Genomic DNA, 22,869 nt, shown 5'->3' on the forward strand with positions numbered 1-22,869 from the left:
CGGGCGTCGCTGCCCGAAGGCGTGGTCATCTGCCGTCGGTCCGTTCCGCGTGGGTGGGCGCGAACATCCGCAGCAGGGCCGAGAGGACGACCACCCGAGGACCGGGCGCGGTCAGGGCCGCGGCGAGATCGCTTCTCAGCGTGGCGGGTGTGGCGCGTGTGGCCGGGACGCCGAAGGATTCGGCGAGCCGGACGAAGTCGGGGCGGGCCAGTTCGGTCCCGGTCGCCTCACCGAAGGTGTCCGTCATGTACTCGCGCAATATCCCGTAGCCGCCGTCGTCGACGATCAGCCACGTGACGTCCAGGTTCTCCTGGCGGGCGGTGGCCAGTTCGGCGATCGAGTACATCGCGCCGCCGTCACCGGAGACCGCGAGCACCGGACGTGCCGGGTCGGCGGTCGCCGCGCCGAGCGCTGCGGGGTAGCCGTAGCCCAGCCCGCCCGCGCCCTGTGCGGAGTGCATCGCGCCGGGCCGTCGAGCGTCCCAGGCGGACCAGGCCCAGTAGCCGAGGATGGTCATGTCGAAGAAGACCGGCGAGTCGTCGGGCAACGCCGCCCGCACCGCGGCGAGCACGGCCTGTTCGAGATCGAGCCCTTGGTCCGCGATCCGCGCGCCGACCCGCTCGCGGAGGGTACGGGCGATCGTCGCGCCCCGGCCGGGCGGTCGCGGCGAGACCGAGTCGCCGAGAACGGCGAGCGCGGTGCGCGCGTCGGCGTGGATGCCGAACGCGGGATGGACGGACTCCAGCTTGCTCGGGTCGGCCTCGATCTGGATGATCCGGCCTCGCGGGGCCAGCGTGTGGTAGTTGGTGGAGAGTTCGCCCAGTCCGGAGCCGACCACGAGCAACACGTCTGCGTCGTCCAGGAGTTCGGTGGTGTGCCGATCCTCCAACCACGACTGGAGCGAGAGCGGGTGCGTCCATGGGAAGGCGCCCTTGGCGCCGAACGTGCAGGCGACCGGCGCGTCCAGGATGTGCGCCAGGCGCAGCAGTTCCGCGCTCGCGCCGGCGCGGACCACGCCGCCGCCGGCCAGGATCACCGGCCGTTCGGCGGCGACCAGCAGCGCTGCCGCCTCGGCGAGCAGTTCGGGTCGGGCGAGCGGCACGCGAGGGCGCGCCCGCAGCCCGGTCACCCGGGGCACCTCGGTGGTGGCGAGCAGCACGTCCTGGGGGATCTCCACCCACACCGGGCCGTACGGCGGGGTGAGCGCGGACTCCCACGCCGCCGCGAGCACCGAGGGGATCTGCGAGGCCGCCCCCACCAGGTGCACGGACTTGACCACGTCGCGAAAGCTCGCCTGTTGGTCCACCAGTTCGTGCAGGTAGCCGCGTCGTCGACCGCCGAGGCCGGCCGAGGGAATCTGGCTGGAGACGGCCAGGACCGGCACCGAGGCGGCGGCCGATTCCTGGAGCGCCGGCAACGCGGTCAGTGCGCCGGGGCCGGTGGACAGCAGCAGCGGGGCCACCGTGTCGGCGCTGCGCGCGTAGCCGTCCGCGGCGAAGCCCGCGTTGTTCTCCACCCGCAGTCCCGTGTAGCGCAGCGACGAGCGGCGCAGCGCGTCGAACAGGCCGAGCGCGTGTTGACCGGGCACCCCGAAGACGCGGTCCGCGCCCAGGTTGACGAGCGATTCGACGACCAGGTCGCCGCCGTTGCGGGTCGCGGGCGCTTTGGGTTCGCGGTCGGGATTCATGCCCGCTCACCGGCGATCCGGCGCGCCATCAGCGTGGTCAGCTCGTAGGCGACATGCGCGGCGGCCACCGAGGTGATCTCGGCGTGGTCGTAGGCGGGGGCGACCTCGACCACGTCGGCGGAGACCACGTTGCACGCGGCCAGGCCGCGCAGGATCTCCAGGAGCTCGCGCGAGGTGAGGCCGCCGGCCTCGGGGGTGCCGGTGCCCGGGGCGTGGGCGGGGTCCAGGACGTCGATGTCGATCGAGATGTACAGGGGGCGGTCGCCGATCCGCTCGCGCAGTTGCGCGGCGACCTCGTCGACGCCGCGGCGCATGACGTCGGCCGACGTGACGATGCCGAAGCCCATCTTCTGGTCGTCGGTCAGGTCCCCTTTGCCGTACAGCGGGCCGCGGGTGCCCACGTGGGAAAGCGCCTCGGTGTCGAGGATGCCTTCCTCGACGGCGCGCCGGAACGGGGTGCCGTGGGTGTACTCGGCGCCGAAGTAGGTGTCCCAGGTGTCCAGGTGGGCGTCGAAGTGCAGGAGGGCGACCGGTCCGTGTCGGCGGGCGACCGCGCGCAGCAGGGGCAGCGCGATGGTGTGGTCGCCGCCGAGGGTCATCAGCCGGGTGCCGGACCTGAGCAGTTCCTCGGCCGCGGCCTCGACGGTGGCGACGGCCTCGTGGATGTCGAAGGGATTGGCCGCGATGTCGCCGGCGTCGGCGACCTGGGCGAGGGCGAACGGCAAAGCGTCCTGAGCCGCGTTGTACGGGCGTAGCAGTCGAGACGCCTCGCGGATCGCGTTTCCGCCGAAGCGCGCGCCGGGCCGGTAGGAGACGCCCGAGTCGAAGGGCACCCCGACCACCGCGATGTCGGTGTGCGGGACTTCGTCCGTACGGGGCAGGCGAGCGAAGGTGGCGGGGCCCGCGTAGCGCGGGATGCGGGAGGAGTCGACGGGGCCGCGGGCGGCGGTGGAACTCATGGCGGAGGACCTCGCAAGGACAGCAGGAATCGCCTGCGGAAGGGGAATGTCGGGGCGCCCCGGAAAGCGCGGGCGCTGCCTGGAGCCGGGGCCGGAGCCCGAAGCGGCGGGGTCGGCGGTGGTTGTCGTACCGGGGGCGGCGCGGCAACCGCTCGCCTTGTGGGTATGAACCTACGTCCGGCCGGCGGCACCGGTGAAGTGGCTTTTCTGTCCATTACGATGAGTCAGGATAGATGAATCGTCCTGAACGGAAGGTGCCGCCATGCCGTCGGCCGACGTGCCTCCTCCGACCGGCCCAGCCCAGGACGGACCAGGGCTCGACCTCGCCAACGACCCGAGCGTTCCGAGTGTCCCGCTGAGCGTGCTGCTCGCCGACCCGGCGCTGGGGCTGCGGCAGATTGCCGGCCCGCGCGAGGACCGGCCGATCTCCTCGACCGGGGTCACCGAGTTGGAGGATCCGACTCCGTACCTGATCGGCGGCGAACTCTTGCTCACCGCCGGGGTGCCGTTGCCCAAGACGCCCGAGGGCATCGACGCGTACGCGGGTCGGATCGCGCGGGCGGGCGCCGGCGCTTTGGGCTTCGGCCTGGTGCCGGTGTACGACGACGTGCCGAGCGCGCTGATCGAGGCATGCGACCGGCACGGGCTGCCTTTGTTGCGGGTGCCCGACGGCACGCCGTTCGTCGCGGTCAGCCAGGCCGCGCACGCCGCGATGACCGAGTCGCGTTATCGGGACCTGCGCCGGATCAGTCGGGCACAGGGCGCGTTGGTCACGGCCGCGGTCCGCGCCGACGCGCTGCGGTCCGTGCTCGATCGGCTCACGGTGCAACTCGACGCGTGGACCGTGCTGCTCGATCCGGCCGGCAACGAACTGGTGGCGTCGGGCGTACGGCCGGATTCGGGGGCGGTGGAGCGGTTGCGCGCATTGATGGCGCGCACCATCGCGCTGTCGCGCCACGGCGAGGCCGGTCGGGATCGGGTCGCACCCTCGACCGCCGCGGACCACCACGGCGGGCTGCACCTGACCGTGCACGCTTTGCCGGGCGGGGACGCCGGCGGCGTGCCGCCGGCGATCGGGGTCGTCGCGGGTACCGCACCGACGGCGGTACAACACTCGGTGACCGCGGTGGCGGCCGTGCTGTTGTCCCTGCTGACCAGCCCGCGGCACGCCCTCGGCGGCGACAGCCGCAGCTCGGCCGCGCTGGTGCGGCTGATGCTCGGCGGGTCACCGCAGGATGTGGCATCGCTGTTGATGCCGTCGACGCCGGGGGCCGGTTGGATCGTGGTCCGCGGTCGGCTCGGCGGGCAGCGACCGGGCCCGGGGCCCGATTCGGGAGACTACCCGGTGCAACTGGCCGCGTTGGGGACCGCTTTGGCCACGCCGTATCTGGACCTGCGCGAGCGCGAAGTCCACGCGTTGGTGCCCACCGCGCCCGGCTCGCCGGCCCCCGACCCCGCGGCGGCGAATCGGCTCGGGTGGACGCTCGGCTTCAGCGCGCCGTCGGCCACGGTCGACCTCGCGGTGGCTGCCAATCAGGCCGAGCGCGCGTTGCGGTACGCGCTCGCGGCGGGGGTCCCGAACCGGCGGCATCGACATCAGGACCTGAGCATGCACTCGCTCGTTTCGGCGGCCGACGCGGCCGCCCTGGCACACGCCCGATTCGCGGCGCTGGCCGATGCGCCCTCGCCCGGCTACGACGTACTGCTCGAAACCCTGCGCACCTGGCTCGCCCATCACGGGAGCTGGGACCGCACCGCGACCGCGCTCGGACTGCACCGCAACACCGTGCGCCAGCGCGTCGTCAGGATCGGCGATCTGCTGGACCTGAATCTGCACGACCCGGACGTTCGGATGGAATTGTGGTTCGCCCTGCGCTGGCTGCCGGGCGAACGGCCGAGCACCGAGCGGGCGGGCACCGGCCCCGAGTAGCGCGGCGCGGGTTGGATGTCGCGAGCCGGCACCGCTTGCTCGGCTCGCGGACCGGACCGGAGTCCGGGCTGTGATCCGAGTGATCCGGTGGGGTTGCTCACCTACTCCGGGGAGTCCAACGCGAAAGCGGTGCACCTCGAACCCGGCGGCACGAGCCCGCAGTTGGTGTTCGCCGACGCGCCAAGCCGCGAGAACCGCAGCCTGGGCGATCACCTTCAACGCGGGCCAGATGTGCACGGCGGGCTCCCGGCTCCTGGTCCAGGACACCATTGCCGAGCGGTTCGTCGCCGACGTGATCGCCGAGCACCTGGCCGAACCGCGCCGCACCACCGTCCTGAACCGGGCCCTCGATACCGCCCTCGCGCTCACCCACGAGCGCGACCGGGCCTGGGCGCTCGCGAACGTCGTACCGCACCTGCCCGAGCCGCAACGCGCGAGCGTCCTGGCTCAGGCCCTCGGCACGCTCCGCGCGCTCCCGCACGAACTCCCGTATATGCACGCTCGGGAACACGCGCTGACACACCTCGCATGCCACCTTCCCGAGGCGGAGCTGGGTCACGTCCTCGACGCGGGCCTCGCGCTCACCGACGAGAGCCGCCGGTTCTCGGTGGTCGAGCAGATCGGGGCGCGTCTGTCCGGGCCGCAAGGCGCCGCCGTCCTGGCCCAATCCCTCGACATGGCCCTCGCACTCGACGACGACGGCAACCGGGCCCGGGCGCTCGCGGACATCTCGACCCGCCTACCTGAGCCGCAACGCACCACCCTCCTGACCGAAGCCCTCGACACAGCACGCACACTCGACGACGCGCGCGACCGCGCCTGGGCGCTCACGCGCGTCGCGGCGCATCTGCCCGGGCCGCAGTGCACTGTCGTCCTGGCCCAAGCCCTCGACTCGGCCCTCGCCCTCCACGACGCGAACGACCGGGCACCGGCGCTCGGGGGTATCGTGCCGCGTCTGTCCGAGCCACAACGCACCACCGTCCTGACCCGACTCCTCGACGGCACCCCCTCACCCACCCACGCGGCGTGCCGGGCACTGGCGCTCGTGGGCCTCGTGCCGCACCTCTCCGAGTCGGAATCGGGGCGGGCCTTCGACGCGGCCCTGGAGTTCACCGAGGAGATCCACCGGGCGCAAGCGCTCGTGGGCCTCGCTCCGTGCCTGTCCGAGTCGCAGATACGCAGAGCGCTCGACGCGGCTGGAGTTCACCGAGGAGATCCACCGGGCCTGGGTACCCCTGGGCCTGGTGCCGTACCTGTCCGCTTCGCAGCTCTCCCGAGCGCTCGACATGGTGCCCACGTTCACCAACGAGAACGACCGGTTCAGGTTGTTCGAGCGTGTCGTGTCGCGTGTGTCCGGGGCGCAGCGTGCCAGGGTCCTGGCCCTGGCCCTGGACACGGCCCGCGCGCTCGCCCGCCCGGGCCCCCGGTCGCGGGCACTCGCGGGCATCGTGCCGCATCTGTCCGAGCCGCAGCGTGCGGAGGTCGTCGTCCAGGCTCTCGACACCGCGCTCGTGGTCACCAACGACTTCGACCGGGCCCGGGCACTCGCCGGCCTCGTACCGTACCTGTCCGCGTCACAGGTGAGCCGGGCTCTCGACGCCACCCTCGCGCTGGCCTACGACCACGAGCGCGTCCAGGTGTTCGAGGTCATCGCGCCGCTCCTGACGGAAGCGGACCTGCACTGCGTCCTCGCCCGGGGTGAGGAGATCACGAAGGCGTTCCTCGGAACCTCCTTGGGGCCGCGGCAGCTCGCGCGCCTGTCTCGGGACGCCGTCCTGCACGTGTTCCGGTCGGGCGTCGACCACGGGGCCAGGGCGGACGTCCTGGGCCACCTCGTGGCATGTCTACCCGCCCTGCGAGCCCACGGTGTGGACATGGAGGCCGACGATGTGTGTCGCGTCCTCGACGACGTCGTACGGATCTGGCCCTGAACACGTCGGACCCGGCGGCGCAGTCGGAACCATCCCCGGCCGGGCACTGTGCGCGGGTGACACGCCCATGCCGGAACCCGTCAGTGCGCCGCTCCGCTCCCGGTATCGCTCGCGTGTTCCGGGTCCGGGGCCGACGGCCCGGCACGGCGAACGATGCCGTCGCACGGATGGTTGCCACGGCGTCGACCGCAGCGCGGGCCGGGAATCCGTGAGCGGTCGGGGGTTTCGGGGTGGCGGGTGTGTGGGACGTGGTCGAGGAGTCGCGGCGCGAGGTGTGGTCGTTCACACCGTTCGAGCACGTGGGCCCGTTGAGGTTCGGCATGACCCACGAGCGGGCGGCGGCCGCGGTCGACGGGGTCCTGAAGACCATCGTTTCGCAGGGGGACGGCACCGGGTGGGTGTCACAGGCCGACATGTGGCCCGTCCACTACGGCGCGGGGGCGGGGGTGCACCTGTACTACGACCGGGCGATCGGGCTGGCCGCGATCGCGATCGACGCGCGGATGGGTCCGCAGGTGGACCTGGACGGGATCCCGCTGGTGGGCCGGGTGCCGTCCCTCCTGGAGGACGCGTTGATCGACCATCTCACCGCACACTCCATCGAACCGGCGTTCTCCCTGGAGGCGAACCCGTGCGCGCCCGACATCGGTGTCGTGATGCGCGTCCAACGCGCCGGGGACCGCGTCCCGACCCGGCCGGTCCTCGTCGCCCGGGACTGGGCACCCCGATGCTCGGACGCATCCGAGGGCCGCATCCCCGACGACGAATGGCGCAGGTTCTCCTGAGCACACGCCCGATTCCGGGCGAAGGGATCGGCATCTCCGGTCCGACGCGCCCTCTCCCACGCCCTGGTACCCGAAGTCAGTCGGGTGCACTGGTGGCGTGTGCGATGAGGGCTTCGAGTTCCGGGGCCGGCCACGGGCGGGCCTGGGCGAGGGAAACGTGGTGTCGGCCGGTGGCGATGTCCTCGAGGAGGTCGTCGAGGGTGACGCCCGGCCCGACGTCCCGGGTGGTCTGGGGGGTGGTTCCGGTCCAGGCCCAGCGCAGGGCGGCGGCGAGGGCGTGGCGTTCGTCGGCGGGGGTGAGTCGGATGTGGGTGTCGGGTGCGCTGTGCAGGAGTCGTTGGGCGACGCCGGGTGTGGTGGCGTGGTCCATGCCACCGCGGTACGGGGCCGCCGGTGGCAACAGGTCGGGGTGATGGGTGTATTCGTGGTCGACGAACACGGGCTCGTCGGTGGGGCCGATCAGGATGTTCCAGGGTTGGAGGTCACCATGGCGCCATCCGGCGCCGTTCAGGTGTTCCAACGCCGTGAACGCGCGGTGGGCGACGGTGAGCAGGCGGGGTGCGAAGTCGGGTGGCGGGTCGGGGGCTCGGCCCGGGGCGCACCACTGCCACAGGTCGACGCCGGGTAGGAACTCCACCGCAGTCCAGATCCCGTCGCCGACGCGCCCGTGTTCGGCGTGCGCGGGATGCAGGCCCTGCGCGTGCAGCAGCCGCACCGCGCGGGCCTCGTGCAGGAGCAGGACCGCAGCCGCGGGGTCGGCCGTGGACTTGATCTTCCAGCGGCCGGCGCGCCAGGCGTGGGTGTGGTGTGTGGTCAGGGCGCGGGGCTCGTCGGTGACATCGAGGGCGGCGACAGCGGCGGCGAGCAGCGGGTCCATCGTCACATCCTCGCGCGAATGGGCACCACGCGGTGTCGGGTGGCGGTCGTGCGGGTGTGGTGGGTGAGGAGTCGGGCGATCTCGGTGGAGATCGGCAGGCCGGCCAGGGCTTCGATCCAGCCGAATTCGCCCGCGCAGTTGGTCTCCAGGTAGGTCCAGCCGTCGGCGGTGACGACGAAGTCCAACGCGGCGTAGCGCAGGCCCAGGTCGCGTACGTGCTCCCGGCAGGCGCGTTCGACGTCGGCGGGTGGAGTGATCGGGGCGTGCCGGCAGTCCGCGGCGAGGACGGTGCGCCAGTCGAGGGCGCCGGGGGTGGTGATGGAGGCGGCGAAAACGCGGTCGCCGACCACGGTCACCCGGGCATCGAAGAGGCGGTTCTCGACGAGGGCTTGGAGGTAGTGGAGGGTGCCGGCAATGGCGTCGAGGTCGTCGGACGCGCGCAGGCGGGTGGTGGGGACGAAGGTTGTGTGGCGTTGGGTCAGGGCCTTGACCACGACCTTGTCGTGGTGGTCGGTCACGAACGCGCGGGCTCGGGCCGGGTCGCTCGTGAACAGCGTGTCGGGTACGCGCATGCCGTGACTGGCGGCGGACGCGAGTTGGGCGGGTTTGTGCTCGGCGGCGTCCACCACGACCGGATCGTTGACCCACAGCACCGGTTGGGCGCGCAGCAGTCCCAGGAGGGCGATGGTGTTCTCCTCGGCGCGCCATCGGTCGTCCGGGTCGGGGTGTGTGTCGGGATGGGTGGGTTTGCGCCAGTACACCGCGCATCCGGGGCCGATCCTCGCGGTGCGCCAAACGTCGTCGACGACGGTGGTCCAGGCACCGGCGGCGAACCGGCCGCCGACGGTGAGGCTTTCGTGGAGGCGGCCGGGGTCCATGCGGACGAACGCGTCGCGGTCGAGGCGACTCACCACCAGGTCGGCGGTGAAATCGCTCTCGGCCGCGACGACGATCACGCGGGCTTCGCGAAGGCGCATTACTTGGGGTCGTCCTTGCGGCGCACGCCGCCCTGGTCCTGGGTGCTGGTGTAGTTCGCCACCGTCGCGGGATCGACCGCCTTCACCAGCAGGCGACCGTCCGCGACCACGTTCGCGCCGACCAGCGGGTCATAGTGGTGGTCGGGAAGCGGGGACGCATCGCGGGTCGGTGCGGGGGCCGCGAGGCGGCGGGTCAGGAGCAGCGGTGTGGCCATGGGGGAAGCCCTTTCAGGTGTCGGGTCGCCTTGGCGGGTGGTGTGAACTGCTGTGCGTTTCCAGGAGAGCGCGTCGTCCCTGGCGTGGGAAGGGTGTGTGCGGATCGTGCAATCGGTGTGCGTGTCGTGCACACGGCGTCGACGCAGGGTGATTCACCTGCACAATGCGGTCATGGTCGAAGACGAGCACAGTGGCGCAGAACCGCGTTCCTTCTCGGCATGCGTGTCGGAGGTGGCTCGGCTGCTGGGCGTCGTAGACGTCGCCACGAAGTCGAACGATCAGGTCCGTCGCCTCGCCCTCGCGGTGCGCCGGCCCCTGCTCGAACGCGCAAGTCTGCCGGACGAATTGTTCGCTCCGCTAATGGCGGCGGCTGTCCACGACCCGGATCCCAGTTTCTGCCGCTGGTTCGTCGAGCCGGCCGTCTACGCGTTCGGGCGCCGCCGCGTGATGGCGGCACTGGTCGAGTACCTGCGGGTCGGCACGGATGCCGAGCGTGCGGGTGCCGTGCGGGCCTGGTACATGGCCCATGTTCCTTTGCGTGCGGATCGGTCTCCGGCCTACGGACCCGGCGGGGTGCGCGATCCCGCCCTGGACGAGTCACAGCAGGCCCGGACCGCGTGGCTCGAGGCATCCATGCGCGTGTTCGCGAACGCCACCGACCTGCAGATGCGCCACCGTGTCCTGGTGAATCTGCCCACGTCCCCCACGGCGTACCCGCCATCTCTGCACGAACTATGCGAACACACACTCGCATCCGCCCGGGCCCACCCCGATCCACACGTCCGCCACTGGGCAGCGACAGCGGACCGCGAGCGAGCCTGAGCCCGATTCCCACAGGCCCCGACAGTTACGGGACAACCCGTCGAGAGCCGGACACCGGAGCGCGGGATCCGTACCGCCCCGACCACCCCGTGTCACCACGAACGGCCCGCCGGCCCGGCGAACCAGGTGGGGCCGGTGTCATTGCGCGGCGACCACGTGGACGCGCAGGTCGCCGGTGATCGCGGGGACGGACGCGCCCCGTGGGCGTCCAGACGGGTCCGACAGAGGGTCGTGGCGCCGGATCCGGCACGGGAGACGAACAGCACGGTGTACGGCGGACACCGGAGTGGCGGCCGGCTCGATACCGAGAGCGCCGAGGCGGCGGGTCTCGCTGATCGGCTCTGTACCAAAGCCGGCGGCCTGCAATCGAGTTGTCGTCGGTAACGGCCTCGACCGTGCCCACCGGGCCCGGCCGGGCGTCACGTGCCGGGGCGGGGTCGTGCCGGAGCGAAGGCTTGCCGCGTCGTGGCGCACCAAGCGGCGTGGCGGGGCGGGTTGCGAGTGCGCAACGACCGCCGATGCGGGCGCGGTTGCGGGCCACGATGGGGGCATGTCTTCGCGTCCCGATACGCGGCCGATGGGTGGTTGCCTGTTGTGGCTCGGCCGGTTCGTCCTGGCCGTGATCACCCTGGCCTTCGTGACCGTCCTCGGCGGACTGTACGCGTGCCACCGGCAGTTCGCTGCGGACGAAAGGGAAGGGGAGGCACACGAGAGGCATCGCGCGGAGGAACGGCGTGCCCGGGACGATGTGGAGGTGCCTTTCCGGGTGTTCGGCCGGCCGACGAATGCGGAGTTCGAGCGCTTCGTCTTCGACCGGTGTTGGCGCGACACCGCGCCCCGGACGAAGCCGCAGGCGGGCATGATGGGCGTGATCTGCACCTCCACGGTCGTGTACTTCTACGGTGCGGACGATCCCACGACGTCGACGGCCGAGTTCGAGCGCGAGGCGCGAAGGCTCGGGTCGACACCGGACACGGCAACCTGGGCGAGACCACAACCGGTTCCGGACCTGCGCCCCCCGGACCCGACGCCCCCACCGGGCGCGGGCGAGCAATATAGCCCGCTCGGAGGGAGTTGGAGCAGCCCGTACGCCGAACCCGTGCGTTGGCAACACGCCTACACCGAGCACCCGTTCGTCGTCCGCGCATCCGTGACGATCCACTACCGGACCGAACGCACCAGGCCGAAACCCACCCCGCCCCACACCCCGATGTTCCCCCAACCATCCGCGACCTGCGCAGGCGGCAACCGCCCGTGGAGCTGCCTGTGACCCACGACGGCCTCTCCTCGCGCCCGCCCGCGCGGGCATGTGCACAACCGAACTCGGTGACCATCTCGACGGGGCGCATCCCGTGGTCCGCCGCAGATCACCAGGCTCAGGCAGCCAAGCCGCGGTCGACGGCGAGGGATGCGCTGTGCCCATGGGCAGCGGCAGAGGGAGAGGACCTCGGAGGGCATCATGCCTCGGCACCGGGTCAGGTCGAGTCGACCGTTGGTGTCGCCCGGGAGCGGCCGGGCCAGGACGGGTCCCCGTGGTGATCGAGTCGGGCGTGGACATGTCCGTCTCAGTTGCCGTTGGCAGGCCAAGCAGTGGTCGTCACGGGCGCCATGGTCGGGCCCCTGGCCGCGCTCTCCCGCAACGAGATGAACGAACTCGTCGAACGCGCCGGCGGGGGCGCCGCCTCGAGCGTCTCCGCCAAGACGACCCTTGTCGTGGCCGGCGACAAGGCCGGATCCAAACGAGCCAAGGCCGAAGGCTTGGGCATCCGCATCGTGACCCCGGAGGAGTTCACGACGCTGGTGGCGCCGCTCCTGGAGGGTCGTTGACGAGTCGGGCTCGGCCGGCCGTGTGAGGTCCGTCTTCGCCGCGATGGTTGCCCGGGGTGGCTGTCACATCGCCGGCACGCGATCCTCGGGCCGGCGTCGGGATCGACAGGGTTTCCGGGCACCGGACGGCGGTTGCGCGTTGTCGGGGCCGGTGGGGTGGTACGCCGGGTGTGCACGACGATGTTCCGGGGAGGTTGACGTGTGGTGGATGGAGCAGTGGGCCGTGATCGCCGAGGGCGAGCGCGCGCACTGGGACTACGTGCCGTTCGAGCGGGTCGGGCCGCTGCGTTTCGGTATGACCCGCGAGGGCGCGGGGGTGGTGATGCGGGAGGCGGGTTTCGTCGCCGAGTTCGAGGCGATCGACCGGCGCGGTCCCCACGGGCAACAGCGGGGCACCTTCCGCAGGCACAGGACCGACCCCTGGGCACCTTCCTACGACGTCCTCGCGTACTTCGTGGACACGATCGGTCTGGCATGCGTCGTCGTCGGTGCCCGCAGTGGTCCCCAGGTGGTGATGGACGGAATCCGGCTCATCGGCCGCCCACCCTCCGACGTGGCGAGCGAACTTGTTGCGTACCTCGAACAGCGGAACATGCTCATCCAGTTCATGCCGAGCGGGGACGTCGGCTCGACGGACCTGGGATTCTTCCCGGACGCCCAACGAGGCGGTGACACCCTCGTCTCCTGCGCGCTGTTCGGCCGACCCAACGCGCGGGCCCTCAGCGTGTGGGACAGCATTCCGAACGACGCCTGGGATTGGATCCGACCCGCCGCCGGGCGGAACGTGCCGGCGGTGGGACACCGGTGACGACGCCGCGGACCGGACGACCGGAGTGTCGTACTCCCGGCGACGCCGGCGCGGTCCTACTACCTCGCGCGTACGTAGGGGGTGTCTGTGATGTCGTCTCCGTGAAGGTGGGGTGGGTGTCGGCGATGGGGATGGCGGGGTGCACGGGGGTCCTTCCGGGTCGGGTGCGCCGACCCGGAAGGTTGTCCGGGTCAGCGGTCGTCGGGTGTGGGGGTGTTGCCGTGGTGGAGGTAGGCGGTGGTGCCGGTGGCGAGGGCGTGGGCGCAGGCGTGGAGGCGGCGGGCCATGTGGGGGGCCATCAGCCGGTCCCACTCGGCCGGTTCGGCCAGGTGCCAGGAGGAAAGCTCGTCGTCGGCGAGGTGCAGGTGTCGTTCGGCGTCGGCGCGGGTGAGGGTGCCGCCGTCGAACAGGTGGTTCGCGAGCGCGGGGCGGCCGTCGGGCTGTGGGGGGACCCGGTCGACGACGAGGAGTCGGCCGGGTAGCAGGTCGAGTCCGAGTTCCTCTTTGACTTCGCGGCGGGCGGTGTCCCAGGGGTATTCGCCCTCGTCCATGGCGCCGCCGGGGATCTCCCAGTGGCCGTCGCCGTAGGCGGGTTCGACCAGGAGGATCCGGCCGTGGGGGTCGTGGAGGATCGCTCCGGCGCCGCCGATGTGCTTGGGCAGCGTGCCGTAGTACTCGGCGGGAGGAAGGTGGGTCATGCCCGGGGACGGTAGTGCCGTGCCGCCGCCGGGGTGAGGCGGCACGGCGGGTTGCGACGAGCGTGTGTTGTCAGTCCGCATTGGCGGTCTCCTCGCGTTGGTTCTGGCCGTCCTCCAGCTCGCTGATCCTGCGCTTGGGGTTGTCGGCGACCTGCTGGTTCATCTCGGCGACGCGGGCGTGGCCGCAGCCGGTGGCGTTGTCGATCAGTGTCTGGGTTCGGGTTCGTTGGTCGCGGAGTTGGGGCAGGAACTCGGGTCCGGTGAGGAAGACAGGGCAGGTCGAGCAGGCTTCTCTGAACTTGGCCCGGATCTCGATGCATGTCGTTGTAGGCGACAGCCCGCTTGTCGGTCCTGAAGGTCATTGCCGGACTTGATGCAATGGATCGGCGGCTACTCGGCCGCGCTGACGGTGCATGGCTTGGACGAGGGCTTCGAACTTGGCATAGCCGGTCCGTTCACGAACTGGTTGAGCTGGAACTATGGCACATCGCTTTCCGGCGGGTGGGTTGCTGCTGTTGAGCAACTGGCCCAGGAAGGTGAATCGTCAGTCGAGGCGTTCTTTCAACTACTGGACGCCTACCGTGCCGAGTCCGCAGCCATCTGACCCACGCTTCGGGCCCGACTCAGGCGGCCTTTTCGGCAGCCGCTCAGATGCGGCTGGGTGCGGCGACGGGACCGGCCCATCCCGCGCCTCACGCACTTGCGGAACTGGTCGCGGATCTGTCCGCGGTCCACCGCCGTCCTGGGCTCGTCCTCGTCCCCGCCCGCGGCAGGTGCCTCCCCTCATCCGTCACGGGGCCATGGTGTCACGGTCGGGCATGAGGAGCACCTGAACGCGGACGACGTGGGCGGTCGTCGTGGACCCGGGTGGGCACGTCAGCGAGGTCGCCCTCGCCGGAGTCGGAGGGCGCCCCAGACCGAACCCGCGAGGATCACGGCCGATACGCCGATCAATACGATCGGGGAAACGGTGTTGTCCGGTTCGTCGAGCGCCACGCGAACGGGTGCGGGCGGCGCGAAGGGAGCCGGCGGTGTCGAGGGATCCGGCGGAGGGGTGGACGGTGTGCTCTTCGCGGTGTGGCCGATGAAGGAGTTCACGTCGGGGGACCGGGATCGGCGGTGGACTGCAGCGCCTGACGCGGCCGCACGACGCCGTATCCGACGAAGTCGTTCGGAGTGGTGCTGTCCGGCAGTTGCACCGCCGTGTCCACAAGACGCCGGATCGCCTGGTTGTCGGTCCAGTCGGGATGCTTCGACCAGACCAGGGCGGCGGTACCCGCCACGATCGGCGAGGAGAACGACGTGCCGTTCGTGACGCAGCAGCGCGACGCGTGCTGCGTGGGCAGGCACGCAACAGGAATGGCTTCCACCGGCGCGGCCAGGGACACCTGGGGTCCGCGGGTCGCCCGGTCCCACAGTTCCGCGCGGGTGGTTCCGTCCTTCGTGCTCTTGACACCCGCGACCGCGAGTACCCCCGGATAAGCGGCCGAATATCCGACGGCGGTGTTGGCCAAGACCTCGTTTCCTCTGGAGGCCACGATCAACCTGCCTTTTCCCAGGGCGTATCGGACGGCTTCCTCTTCCTGGCGCCACGGCGTTCCCGAGAGGGAGATGTTGTTGATTTTCGCCTCGGAGTCCGCCGCGGCGCGAATCGCGGTGGGTTCGATCGCGTGCGACCCGAACGGGTTGTCCCTGTCGTGCGCCTTGATCGGCAGGATCCGGGCGTCCGGAGCGATGCCGATCACGCCGGGTGTCGAGCCGTGCCCGGCGCCGGTGCCGGCGATGACGCTGGACACGGACGTTACGTGGCCGTCGACGTCGCTCTGGCCGGTGTCGACACGGCCGGTCCTGAAGCCGGTCACGACGTCGATTCCCGGCAGGACCCGCCCCCGCAGATCCGGATGGCCTCCGTCGACGCCCGTGTCGATGACGGCCACGGTCACTCCCGCGCCGCGTGAGATGGTCCACACCTCGTCTTCGGGTCCGACCTACTGTCAGGCCATACGGCGGCGGTCTGCGGCGCAAGGCCGTCGTCGGTGAACTCGACGAGGTCGTCGATCACCTGTGCAACCCCGCCCCGCGCACATCCTGGCGACCATGGCTTCACGGCCGCCGAATTCGCCGGGACCATAGCGTGCGACCACCGCGGTCTCGCCGTCCACGAGCGGGGGCAACTCGCCCGCTCCGCGGACCGCTTCGAACGATCACCGGCTCGCAGTCGGTCAAGGCCGCCGCAACGGTGGGCAAGGAGGGAGAGGCTGCCTCAGCACAGCACGGCTTCGATCACGTGGGCCGCCATCACCCTGACGACGAGGAGCTTGGCCCGGCTCGATCAAGGATCGTTCCCGTTGTGCCGACGCTCCTCATGCCGCGTGAAGATCGCGACCGGGGCGATCACGAGGAGGCGGATGGTTGCTGCAGATCGTCCCTACGTTCTCGAACTGCTTACGGGGGCGCCCTGGCGGAGCCGCCTCGGGGCAGGTGCCTTCCGGCGGGCGGCCGCGAGGATGAACATCGTCACTGCAGTGAGCCCGGGACCGTAGGCACCGAAGGTCACATACCTGGGGATTTCGTCTGCGCGGAAGCCGCTTCCGTCCGGGGTGGTGCATGTGAGGTCGAACGGCAGGATGCTTCCTTCGATGCCGTTGACATGCATCGACTTGTCCGCTCCGCCCGCGTTGATGCAGGCCCGGGGCGGGCTGGAGTTCGTGCCGCCGTCGGTGGAATCCAGGATCGCGAATCCGACCGCCAGGAAGCCCAAGGTGAAGAACACCGCTGCGACGGCGCCTATGACGGAGGCGGCACCGAAGAGCACATCTCGCCTTCCGGGTCTTCCGGCGGTATGACGGATAAGAGCGGAAAGTCCCGTGACGGCAAGAATGAGGGAGATGCAGGCAGCGATGAGTGCGAGAAGCAGATAGCCCGTCAGCTGCACCGCACCGGCGCCGGCGCCGACAATTCCATGTTCACCATGAAGCGATGCTAGGGGACCTTGCCATCCGCAGTTTCCCGCGCGACGGGAACTTCCGCTTCCGTTCCGGAAGTTCGTACAAGCGGATACCTCAACGGGAACCGATACATACACGCCGCCGTCGACGACCGCACCACTGCCGCCGCACACGCCGCCCTCGACCCCGAGCTCTTGGCCCACGAACACGGCCGATGGGACGCGAGTCGCGGACGGGCGTCGATCAACGCGGCCGACCCCTGCGGGACATGAACCGGGCACCACGTCGTAGCGGGCGGCAGCAACTCGGGGCAGAAACGCTGGTAAGGGGGAGTTTGCGCGCCGCGCCCCGTGCACGGTCCTGTACGCCGGGAGCAGGTGCTTCACCCGGATGCAGACGATCCGCTCGTCGTCGCTCATCCCCGCCGGAACCCGGGCGCGCAACCTCGCGGTGCCGGCGAACGCGTCCGCCTCCGGCACGCTCACGTCCACGTCGACACTGTCGACGGAGAAGGACACGACTCAGCGTCCCGTGCCGAACGGTGTGCTCTCGCGACCCAACGGCTGCGCGCCCGCCCGGACGAGCGTGTGCACCGTCGTCACCGCGCCGTCCCGACCGCCGACGCGCTTTTGCGCTCAGGCGTTGTCGACCCGTCGGAGCAGCGCGGACGTGAGTGGGTTCGGCTCGACCTGGAGTTGCAGTGGTGGAGCCATGTCGCCGAAGGAGTCGCTGAACTCGCTCGGCGATCGGGCCGCTTCCAGCAGCAGCCGGTCCGCTGCGTCGTCGCCGACAAGGTCGGGCGCCAGCGCTGCGCAGGTTCTGACTCCGATGTTCGGATCTGTCAGCCAGGGGCGTGTGTCACCGCCGAGGTGGCCGATGGCGATCAGAATCGTCGCGATGTGGTGCGCGGAGTCGGCGGCGCCGGCCGTCGACGTCAACTGGTCCAGCAGTGCCGGGCGTTGCGTCGATGCCGAGGGGTGTCGGGCGAGTGTCCCGATGGCTGCGGCTGCGCACGATCTGCGGCTGCCGTGTGCCGACGAAAGGTGCGGCAGTGCCCGCTGGAGCAGCGAGGGAGCCAGGTCGAAACAGGCGAGCACCGCCTGGTCGAGAACGAGTTCGCCCAGACTCGTGCCGTCCTGCCACATCCGGCCCCGGGTGTCGTCATCGGCTGCCAGGTAGTCGCCGGTCCACTCCCGCATCTGCGATGCGCGGTCCTCGACGCGGGTGCGGATCTCCGCGGCTCGGGTGGTGCCGAGATCGGCGGCTGTGCCGACCGCGTACAGGTAGGCGAGCATCGCGTCCGGCATCGAGGGGTCGTCACGCCCGAGCCGCAGATCGTCCAGGAGTTCGGCGACGATCAACGCGGTCGGAGCCGTGGCGGGCCAGGCCTTCCCTTGGCGGCGAAGCGTCGTCGACCAAAGGTGTGAGTAGCCGGCGACGAATGCCCCCGCGTCGTCGCGGAGGAGTGCCGCCAGGTGCTGCGGCGTATCGGTGGCGGGCCCCAGAGCGTGGAACAGTCCGGACCAGTCCACGTCATCCAGGCGATCAATCACAGCAGGGATGGTGGCACCACGCACCGACAGGCTTCCACCGGCCAGATCCGACATCCCAGCCCGTGTCCATGGGGGACGAGGCGATCGAATCCGGCGACGTGCGCCTGCTTGAGTCCGCGAACGGCGGTCGCAGCGGGTGTCATTCCTCGCCCACTCGGCCCCGCGCGTGGCGGGCCTCGCACCGCCAGGTGCCCGTGCGTCGTGCACCTGGGCCGACGGGCGCCACCTCGTCACCGTCGACGCCGAGAACGCGGACATCGCGACCGTCCACGCCATACGAACCGGAACCCCCGTCACCGCGCGCCACTGACCCCGCGGCCGCTGCGCGGGCGTGGAGAGCCGGCCGTCGGGTCGTTCGGCCCGACGCGCGACCGGCGAGCGGGACTCGTCCGTCGTCGCGACGTCGTCGGCCCGGTTTCGTTCGACGTTCCCCGTGTGCCCACCGCAGTCGGACGGGGGACGCGCGGGCATGTCGATCTCCTCCGTATGTACGTGTGAACTCGGCTGCGCGGCGCTGGACCGCAGGGCCCGGAGGCGTTGTTCCAGTGCCTGACCCGACGCGAGGAGAAGAACAGCGCCGCCATCGCCCCCAACGAGTCGTTCGGCGAAGCGCACTTGTTCCGGCGAACCCGTGCCGGGCGGCGCCGAATGTCCACAGGTTCAACCAGGAGGTTCGGCACCGCCGACAACTGCGGCCGCCGTGAGAAAGAACCGATGCGTCGGGTCACGTCCATTTCCCGGGCAATGTCGCGAACGCGCGGGAGAAGTCGGTGGCGAACATCCTGCTCCGGTTCGGCGCATGCTCCACGACGCGGGAGCGGCACTCGGCCGCAAAGGACTCCTCGTCCGTGTCGCGGGTGCCGTCGAAGAGGGAGTCCCTTGGTCAAGGCGCCCCTGTGCGTCATTGACGGCCGTGTACGCGGGATGCGATCGGCCCTGTTCCTTGTACAGGCGGGGGTCGCAGAGGGCGTCGAGGCAGTCGACGGTGATCAGGGCCGCGTCCGGATCGATGTGCCGCAGCCGTGCGAGGTTGGCATCCATGATCCACGCATACAGGCCCCGACGAACACCGAGAGACACGGCGGTGGTTGTGGGACGTCCTCCTCGCCACCACGGCCCGCGCACTCGCGCCACAGGACAGTGAGAGCAAGCCCCAGGCACACCTGGCCGCGCACAAGGGCATCGGCCGGCGCATGTTCGACGGCCGCCGGATCGCGGTCCTCACCCGCGCCACAACCGGCGACCGGCCGGAGCCCTCGAACAGTGTGCACCACAGTGCCCGGCGAGCCGTGGGAACAAGCCGTCACCGCCTGCCTCGCCACGCTCTGCCGGCCGAAGGACCCGGCCGCCGAACTCCCGCTCTATCGGGCGGCCGTCGAACCCCGTCTCCCGGGACTGGGCGTCTTCCGCTGCCGCCTCGGTCTGGCCGTCGTCGACGCTTTCTCCCCACAGCACGCCGTCCCGGCCCGCACGGTCGCCCACGACCTCGTCCGGCACGTCACCGCCGAGCCGACGGATACACCGCCCGCGACCTCCTCGCACACCCCATGTCCACCACATTCCTCGCCGCCACCCGGACACGACGACTCGCCACCATCGTCCGCACCTGCGCACTCGGCATCGCCACCCTGCCCCGCTGCGGTACGCACCGAACTCGACACCACACTCGCGGTCGCGAAAACCGTGGTCGCGAACCCCGCGAACCCGTATCGGCCCGCACCACCGGAACGCAACGCCGAAGCAACCGCGAATGCCCGGCCACGACGCAACCGACATCGCAACGCGCCGAACCGGGTCCTCGGAGCTCCAGGCGCAGCGGGCCGGCATCGCAGGGGTGTGAAGGGTGTCGGTGGTCCTGCCTTTCGGCTCTGTTCGGGACCTGGTGATGCCGCACGACCCGGAGTATTGGACCACCCACCTTTGGAACGGCCGGGCAGGTCGTTCTGTACCGTTGCGGCCTCGTCCCTTGATGCCATGGGCGATACAAACGTGAGGGGACGGGTCGAGTTGACACACGAGGATATCCACGCCGGTGAGCACGGTGCCCGCGCGCGGTGTCTGCCCGAGCCGTGGATGTGCGAGGTCTTCTACCTTGACGGCAGCCTGAGGGACATCCGGGTCCTCGACACGACCCGCGCCGAGTGGATAGCGGTCCTCGAACGCCTGCGTATCGTGGCCGACGAGACCGAGGTAGAGCATCCCTACCCCCGGCTCGATCCCGTGCATCCCGACCTCGCCGACCTCTTCCGCGCCTGGGCAGACGACCCGGAGGGCCAAGGGACGAGCTTCGCCTTCCGGGCCCGCTTCGGCGCCGTGTGGTTCTTCGCTCTGCCCTACGACGAGGAGGAGATCGAGTTCTCCGTCTGGCCCGAGGACGTCCTCGACGGGGCCGGGGTGGCCGCCGTGCTGCGGTTCCTTGTCGAAGTAGCGACGGCCAGTCGACGACGGGCCCTGCTGACCGCTGAGGTCGTCCGGTATGCCCCGGGGCTACCGACGCTGATCTCCCACGACCCTGATACCGGCCTCACTTCCCACATCTGAAGAATGTTGTGGACGTCCGAAGTGCGTGACCGTCCACACTCGCTTGACTTGGTGCAGAGAAGGTTTTTCTGAGCTGTGGCGGCGGCGATGGCTTGGCGTTCGTCGGCTGGTACCTGGCGCCGAACCTCTACCCGGCCGAGCAGACCGCCGAGCAGGCACGCGAGCTGGGTCTGGAGGTCACCGACGACCCGCAGTCGCACCGGTTCACCGTACACATCGCTCGACCGCGACCACTCGCGAAGTCCGGGTCGGCACGGCCCGATCGCCGCGCGGAACAAGGCTGCTCCGGAAACCGCAGGACGCTGCCTCGGTCACTCACGCCCTCGCGTGCACCGCTGGGCCCGACCACCAGGTGGGACCGGACGGCGAGTCCAACCAGACACGTTGACGGCCGTCGGATTCCACCGCCAGGCCGAAGCGCTCCGGTTCCGGACGGCCCCGGGCCGTCCAACGGGCGTGGACGTCCTCGATGTCGGCCCACACGTCGCGGTCGCCGTGCACAGTGACCGCGAACGGGCCCTGGTCGGCGCCGCGTTCGTGGTCCACGTCCGCCCAATTCGCTCCGGTGGCGTCGACCACCCGCAACGTGCAACACCACCCGCCCGGCGCGGGATCCTCGGCGCGGGCGGGTGAGGAAACGGTACCCGGGCAGCGTCGCCCCGACGACGAACGACGCCTCGGCCTCCTCCGGTTGCACCGCCCACGGCGCCAGAGCGGACACCCGCTCGCAAACGAGCGCGTCGTGGTCCACGGTCGGCGGGCTCTCGTCGTAGCCGGCCGCGGCCGCCCGCAGCGGCATGAACGAACCCAGCGGGACGAACGGGCCCACCGCCCCCCGTCGTGATCGCGGGTCAGGCGGGCGATGCCGTAGGACACCCACGGCGACGTCCACGGGACCGGGAGTACCCCGCCGGGTCGCGTCTGCGCGATCCACGCGGGCGGCACGGTATTCACCGAGCTCGTCGCGACCACAGCCGCGTACGGGGCGCCGGCCGGGTACCCGAGAGTGCCGTCGGCGGTGACTATCTGCGGGTGGCGGCGACGGCGCCGGGGCCGCCCCGGCGCCGAGGCGCGGGCGGGGCGCGTGGGGGACGGCGTTCGCCGCGGCCGTCGCCTACCGCCAACGCGAAGGGGACCTCGAAGTACCCCGCGCGCACGTCGAGATCCGCCGGCCCGCCTAGCCGATCCATCGGGCTGCGGAGGCGAGATCCTCACCGGTGAAAGGTGGTGCACTGCGGGGGAATACGGCTGAGTGGGCCCTTGCTGTGTGGTCTCGTGGGTAACGCCGAGGTGGTCGAGGGTCCGGGGCGGGCGGCCGCGATGTGTCGGGAGATCCTGGGGGCGGGTCGGGAACCAGACGTCCTCTGGCCAAGGATTCGTCCCTCGACATTGTCGAGATCATCTGTTGTGACGATCGGCGGTCGTTTCGTCCGCCGATCTTGGTTTCCGAGCCCGAGGCCGGGGTCACGCGGATGCTGTTGGTCCGCTCCGGCGGGTTCTTGGCGCGGGTCAACGGCCGTGAGGAGTTCATCGACCCGGTCTCGGGATTTGTGCTCCGCCCGGGCGATGAAGTGGCCTTCGCCCACCCGGCCCACACCCGCGACGTCAGCACGCTGCTCGATCTCGGTCAGGACGCCTACGGTGACCTCCTCCTGCCACCGGCCCGGAATCCCGTCGTACCGGTTACCGCCGCGCTCGACTTGGCCCATCGGCGGCTGGTCTGCGCCTGCCGGGCCGGGATCGACCGCTTCGAGGTCGCCGAGCGGGTGCATCACCTGCTCACCACAGCCCCCACCGCGCAGACTCCGGCACGAACCGGGCGGCGCGCCGCGACTGTCCTGGCGCACCGCAGGCTGGTCGAACACACGCGGGCGGTGCTGATCGATGGGCCGCTGACGGTGAGCCTGGAGGAACTCGGCCGCCAGGTGGGCTGCTCCCCCTTCCACCTCAGCAGGGTGTTCCATCGGGTCACCGGGCAGACCCTCAACCACTACCGCAACCAGCTACGGGTCCGCGCCGTGGCCGAAGACCTCGCCGAGGGCGACTCCTCACTGCGGACGCTGGCGGCCACGTACGGCTTCGCCGACCAGGCCCACCTGACCCGCGTGTTCCGGCAGCACACGGGCCAGGTACCCAGCGCGGTCCGGGCGATGCTGAGGCCGGCCGGCCCGGGTCGGTGAATGTGCACAAGAATCTTCTACGACGCCGCGGTACGGCTCCGTGATGATCATCGACATGAAAGCCGCTGCGTTCTCCGGCCTTCCAACCGGATCCATGCGCTGTCGCGTACAGAGGGCTGTTCAGGACTCC

General features: G+C 70.8%; 19 protein-coding genes and 2 pseudogenes. 10 read left to right on the forward strand and 11 right to left on the reverse strand.

Annotated elements, in window-relative coordinates; all coding sequences use genetic code 11:
- Positions 1-25: 25 nt before the first annotated feature.
- Positions 26-1,687, reverse strand: a complete 1,662-nt coding sequence (locus tag B4N89_RS00065) for a thiamine pyrophosphate-binding protein (protein WP_078973820.1) — start codon at positions 1,685-1,687, stop codon at positions 26-28.
- The gene (gene speB / locus B4N89_RS00070; protein WP_078973821.1) at positions 1,684-2,646 is read right to left on the reverse strand and encodes an agmatinase; all 963 of its coding nucleotides are present in this window, start codon (positions 2,644-2,646) and stop codon (positions 1,684-1,686) included. Before speB ends, B4N89_RS00065 begins: the two co-directional genes overlap by 4 nt.
- Before the next feature lie 262 nt (positions 2,647-2,908).
- Between speB and B4N89_RS00075 the strand changes: the two genes are divergently transcribed.
- From B4N89_RS00075 to B4N89_RS00090, 3 genes are all read left to right on the forward strand, one after another.
- Positions 2,909-4,576: a PucR family transcriptional regulator gene (locus B4N89_RS00075; protein WP_078973822.1), complete on the forward strand. Its 1,668-nt coding sequence runs from the start codon at positions 2,909-2,911 to the stop codon at positions 4,574-4,576.
- 1,244 nt (positions 4,577-5,820) lie between these two features.
- Positions 5,821-6,507: a hypothetical protein gene (locus B4N89_RS50585; protein ID WP_201261027.1), complete on the forward strand. Its 687-nt coding sequence runs from the start codon at positions 5,821-5,823 to the stop codon at positions 6,505-6,507.
- Positions 6,508-6,737: 230 nt separating this feature from the next.
- Positions 6,738-7,292 carry a hypothetical protein gene (locus B4N89_RS00090; RefSeq protein WP_235618397.1) on the forward strand — a complete coding sequence of 185 codons (555 nt, stop codon included), beginning with the start codon at positions 6,738-6,740 and terminating at the stop codon, positions 7,290-7,292.
- Between the two features lie 76 nt (positions 7,293-7,368).
- Here B4N89_RS00090 and B4N89_RS00095 read toward each other — a convergent pair whose 3' ends face one another.
- The 3 genes from B4N89_RS00095 to B4N89_RS00105 are packed head-to-tail and all read right to left on the reverse strand — an operon-like array spanning position 7,369 to position 9,361.
- A complete protein-coding gene (locus B4N89_RS00095; RefSeq protein WP_235618398.1) occupies positions 7,369-8,169 on the reverse strand; it encodes a hypothetical protein in 801 nt (266 codons plus the stop codon).
- Between the two features lie 2 nt (positions 8,170-8,171).
- Complete coding sequence (locus B4N89_RS00100; RefSeq protein WP_078973825.1) at positions 8,172-9,146, reverse strand: hypothetical protein; 975 nt, start codon at positions 9,144-9,146, stop codon at positions 8,172-8,174.
- On the reverse strand, positions 9,146-9,361 hold the full coding sequence (locus tag B4N89_RS00105) for a hypothetical protein (RefSeq protein WP_078973826.1): 216 nt from the start codon (positions 9,359-9,361) through the stop codon (positions 9,146-9,148). The genes B4N89_RS00100 and B4N89_RS00105 overlap by 1 nt, the downstream gene beginning before the upstream one ends.
- A 172-nt stretch (positions 9,362-9,533) precedes the next feature.
- Here B4N89_RS00105 and B4N89_RS00110 point away from each other — a divergent pair, with 172 nt between their 5' ends.
- The 4 genes and pseudogenes from B4N89_RS00110 (at position 9,534) to B4N89_RS00125 (ending at position 12,819) form a co-directional block, all read left to right on the forward strand.
- The gene (locus B4N89_RS00110; RefSeq protein ID WP_235618399.1) at positions 9,534-10,184 is read left to right on the forward strand and encodes a hypothetical protein; all 651 of its coding nucleotides are present in this window, start codon (positions 9,534-9,536) and stop codon (positions 10,182-10,184) included.
- Between the two features lie 550 nt (positions 10,185-10,734).
- Positions 10,735-11,454, forward strand: a complete 720-nt coding sequence (locus tag B4N89_RS00115; protein ID WP_143657785.1) for a hypothetical protein — start codon at positions 10,735-10,737, stop codon at positions 11,452-11,454.
- Between the two features lie 302 nt (positions 11,455-11,756).
- Positions 11,757-12,011 (forward strand): annotated as a pseudogene (locus B4N89_RS00120) (BRCT domain-containing protein); the annotation flags it as partial.
- A 208-nt stretch (positions 12,012-12,219) separates the two neighbouring features.
- Positions 12,220-12,819 (forward strand): hypothetical protein, encoded by a 600-nt coding sequence (locus B4N89_RS00125; RefSeq protein ID WP_078973828.1) that lies wholly within the window; start codon positions 12,220-12,222, stop codon positions 12,817-12,819.
- Positions 12,820-13,010: 191 nt separating this feature from the next.
- Here B4N89_RS00125 and B4N89_RS00130 read toward each other — a convergent pair whose 3' ends face one another.
- Positions 13,011-13,517, reverse strand: a complete 507-nt coding sequence (locus tag B4N89_RS00130; protein WP_078973829.1) for an NUDIX domain-containing protein — start codon at positions 13,515-13,517, stop codon at positions 13,011-13,013.
- 370 nt (positions 13,518-13,887) lie between these two features.
- Between B4N89_RS00130 and B4N89_RS00140 the strand changes: the two genes are divergently transcribed.
- A complete protein-coding gene (locus B4N89_RS00140; protein ID WP_414646346.1) occupies positions 13,888-14,121 on the forward strand; it encodes a hypothetical protein in 234 nt (77 codons plus the stop codon).
- 490 nt (positions 14,122-14,611) lie between these two features.
- On the opposite strand, the gene B4N89_RS00150 is transcribed toward B4N89_RS00140, so the two are convergent.
- The 3 genes from B4N89_RS00150 to B4N89_RS49495 form a co-directional block, all read right to left on the reverse strand.
- Positions 14,612-15,487, reverse strand: coding sequence for a S8 family serine peptidase (locus B4N89_RS00150; protein WP_078973832.1), 876 nt, complete (start codon positions 15,485-15,487; stop codon positions 14,612-14,614).
- A gap of 458 nt (positions 15,488-15,945) precedes the next feature.
- Entirely contained in the window at positions 15,946-16,983 is a 1,038-nt protein-coding gene (locus B4N89_RS48830; protein ID WP_143657786.1) for a hypothetical protein, read from the reverse strand.
- A gap of 117 nt (positions 16,984-17,100) precedes the next feature.
- A complete protein-coding gene (locus B4N89_RS49495; protein ID WP_161500572.1) occupies positions 17,101-18,018 on the reverse strand; it encodes a hypothetical protein in 918 nt (305 codons plus the stop codon).
- A 1,974-nt stretch (positions 18,019-19,992) separates the two neighbouring features.
- Between B4N89_RS49495 and B4N89_RS00165 the strand changes: the two genes are divergently transcribed.
- The gene (locus B4N89_RS00165) at positions 19,993-20,559 is read left to right on the forward strand and encodes a hypothetical protein (protein WP_078973835.1); all 567 of its coding nucleotides are present in this window, start codon (positions 19,993-19,995) and stop codon (positions 20,557-20,559) included.
- 315 nt (positions 20,560-20,874) lie between these two features.
- Here the strand turns inward: B4N89_RS00165 and B4N89_RS51090 are convergent, their stop codons facing one another.
- Positions 20,875-21,144, reverse strand: a complete 270-nt coding sequence (locus tag B4N89_RS51090) for a hypothetical protein (RefSeq protein ID WP_235618400.1) — start codon at positions 21,142-21,144, stop codon at positions 20,875-20,877.
- 309 nt (positions 21,145-21,453) lie between these two features.
- Positions 21,454-21,792 (reverse strand): annotated as a pseudogene (locus B4N89_RS53280) (hypothetical protein); the annotation flags it as partial.
- A 206-nt stretch (positions 21,793-21,998) separates the two neighbouring features.
- Here B4N89_RS53280 and B4N89_RS00175 point away from each other — a divergent pair.
- Entirely contained in the window at positions 21,999-22,739 is a 741-nt protein-coding gene (locus B4N89_RS00175) for a helix-turn-helix transcriptional regulator (protein WP_078973837.1), read from the forward strand.
- The last annotated feature ends 130 nt before the right edge of the window (positions 22,740-22,869 follow it).

This window comes from Embleya scabrispora (assembly GCF_002024165.1).
Classification (GTDB): domain Bacteria; phylum Actinomycetota; class Actinomycetes; order Streptomycetales; family Streptomycetaceae; genus Embleya; species Embleya scabrispora_A.

What these genes read in the sequence shown, in the direction of transcription:
- B4N89_RS00065 (WP_078973820.1), bottom strand. Translation starts at nt 1,687, where the DNA reads ATGAATCCCGACCGCGAACCCAAAGCGCCCGCGACCCGCAACGGCGGC.
- speB (WP_078973821.1), bottom strand. Translation starts at nt 2,646, where the DNA reads ATGAGTTCCACCGCCGCCCGCGGCCCCGTCGACTCCTCCCGCATCCCG.
- B4N89_RS00075 (WP_078973822.1), top strand. Translation starts at nt 2,909, where the DNA reads ATGCCGTCGGCCGACGTGCCTCCTCCGACCGGCCCAGCCCAGGACGGA.
- B4N89_RS00095 (WP_235618398.1), bottom strand. Translation starts at nt 8,169, where the DNA reads ATGGACCCGCTGCTCGCCGCCGCTGTCGCCGCCCTCGATGTCACCGAC.
- B4N89_RS00100 (WP_078973825.1), bottom strand. Translation starts at nt 9,146, where the DNA reads ATGCGCCTTCGCGAAGCCCGCGTGATCGTCGTCGCGGCCGAGAGCGAT.
- B4N89_RS00105 (WP_078973826.1), bottom strand. Translation starts at nt 9,361, where the DNA reads ATGGCCACACCGCTGCTCCTGACCCGCCGCCTCGCGGCCCCCGCACCG.
- B4N89_RS00110 (WP_235618399.1), top strand. Translation starts at nt 9,534, where the DNA reads ATGGTCGAAGACGAGCACAGTGGCGCAGAACCGCGTTCCTTCTCGGCA.
- B4N89_RS00115 (WP_143657785.1), top strand. Translation starts at nt 10,735, where the DNA reads ATGTCTTCGCGTCCCGATACGCGGCCGATGGGTGGTTGCCTGTTGTGG.
- B4N89_RS00125 (WP_078973828.1), top strand. Translation starts at nt 12,220, where the DNA reads ATGGAGCAGTGGGCCGTGATCGCCGAGGGCGAGCGCGCGCACTGGGAC.
- B4N89_RS00130 (WP_078973829.1), bottom strand. Translation starts at nt 13,517, where the DNA reads ATGACCCACCTTCCTCCCGCCGAGTACTACGGCACGCTGCCCAAGCAC.
- B4N89_RS00165 (WP_078973835.1), top strand. Translation starts at nt 19,993, where the DNA reads ATGGGCGATACAAACGTGAGGGGACGGGTCGAGTTGACACACGAGGAT.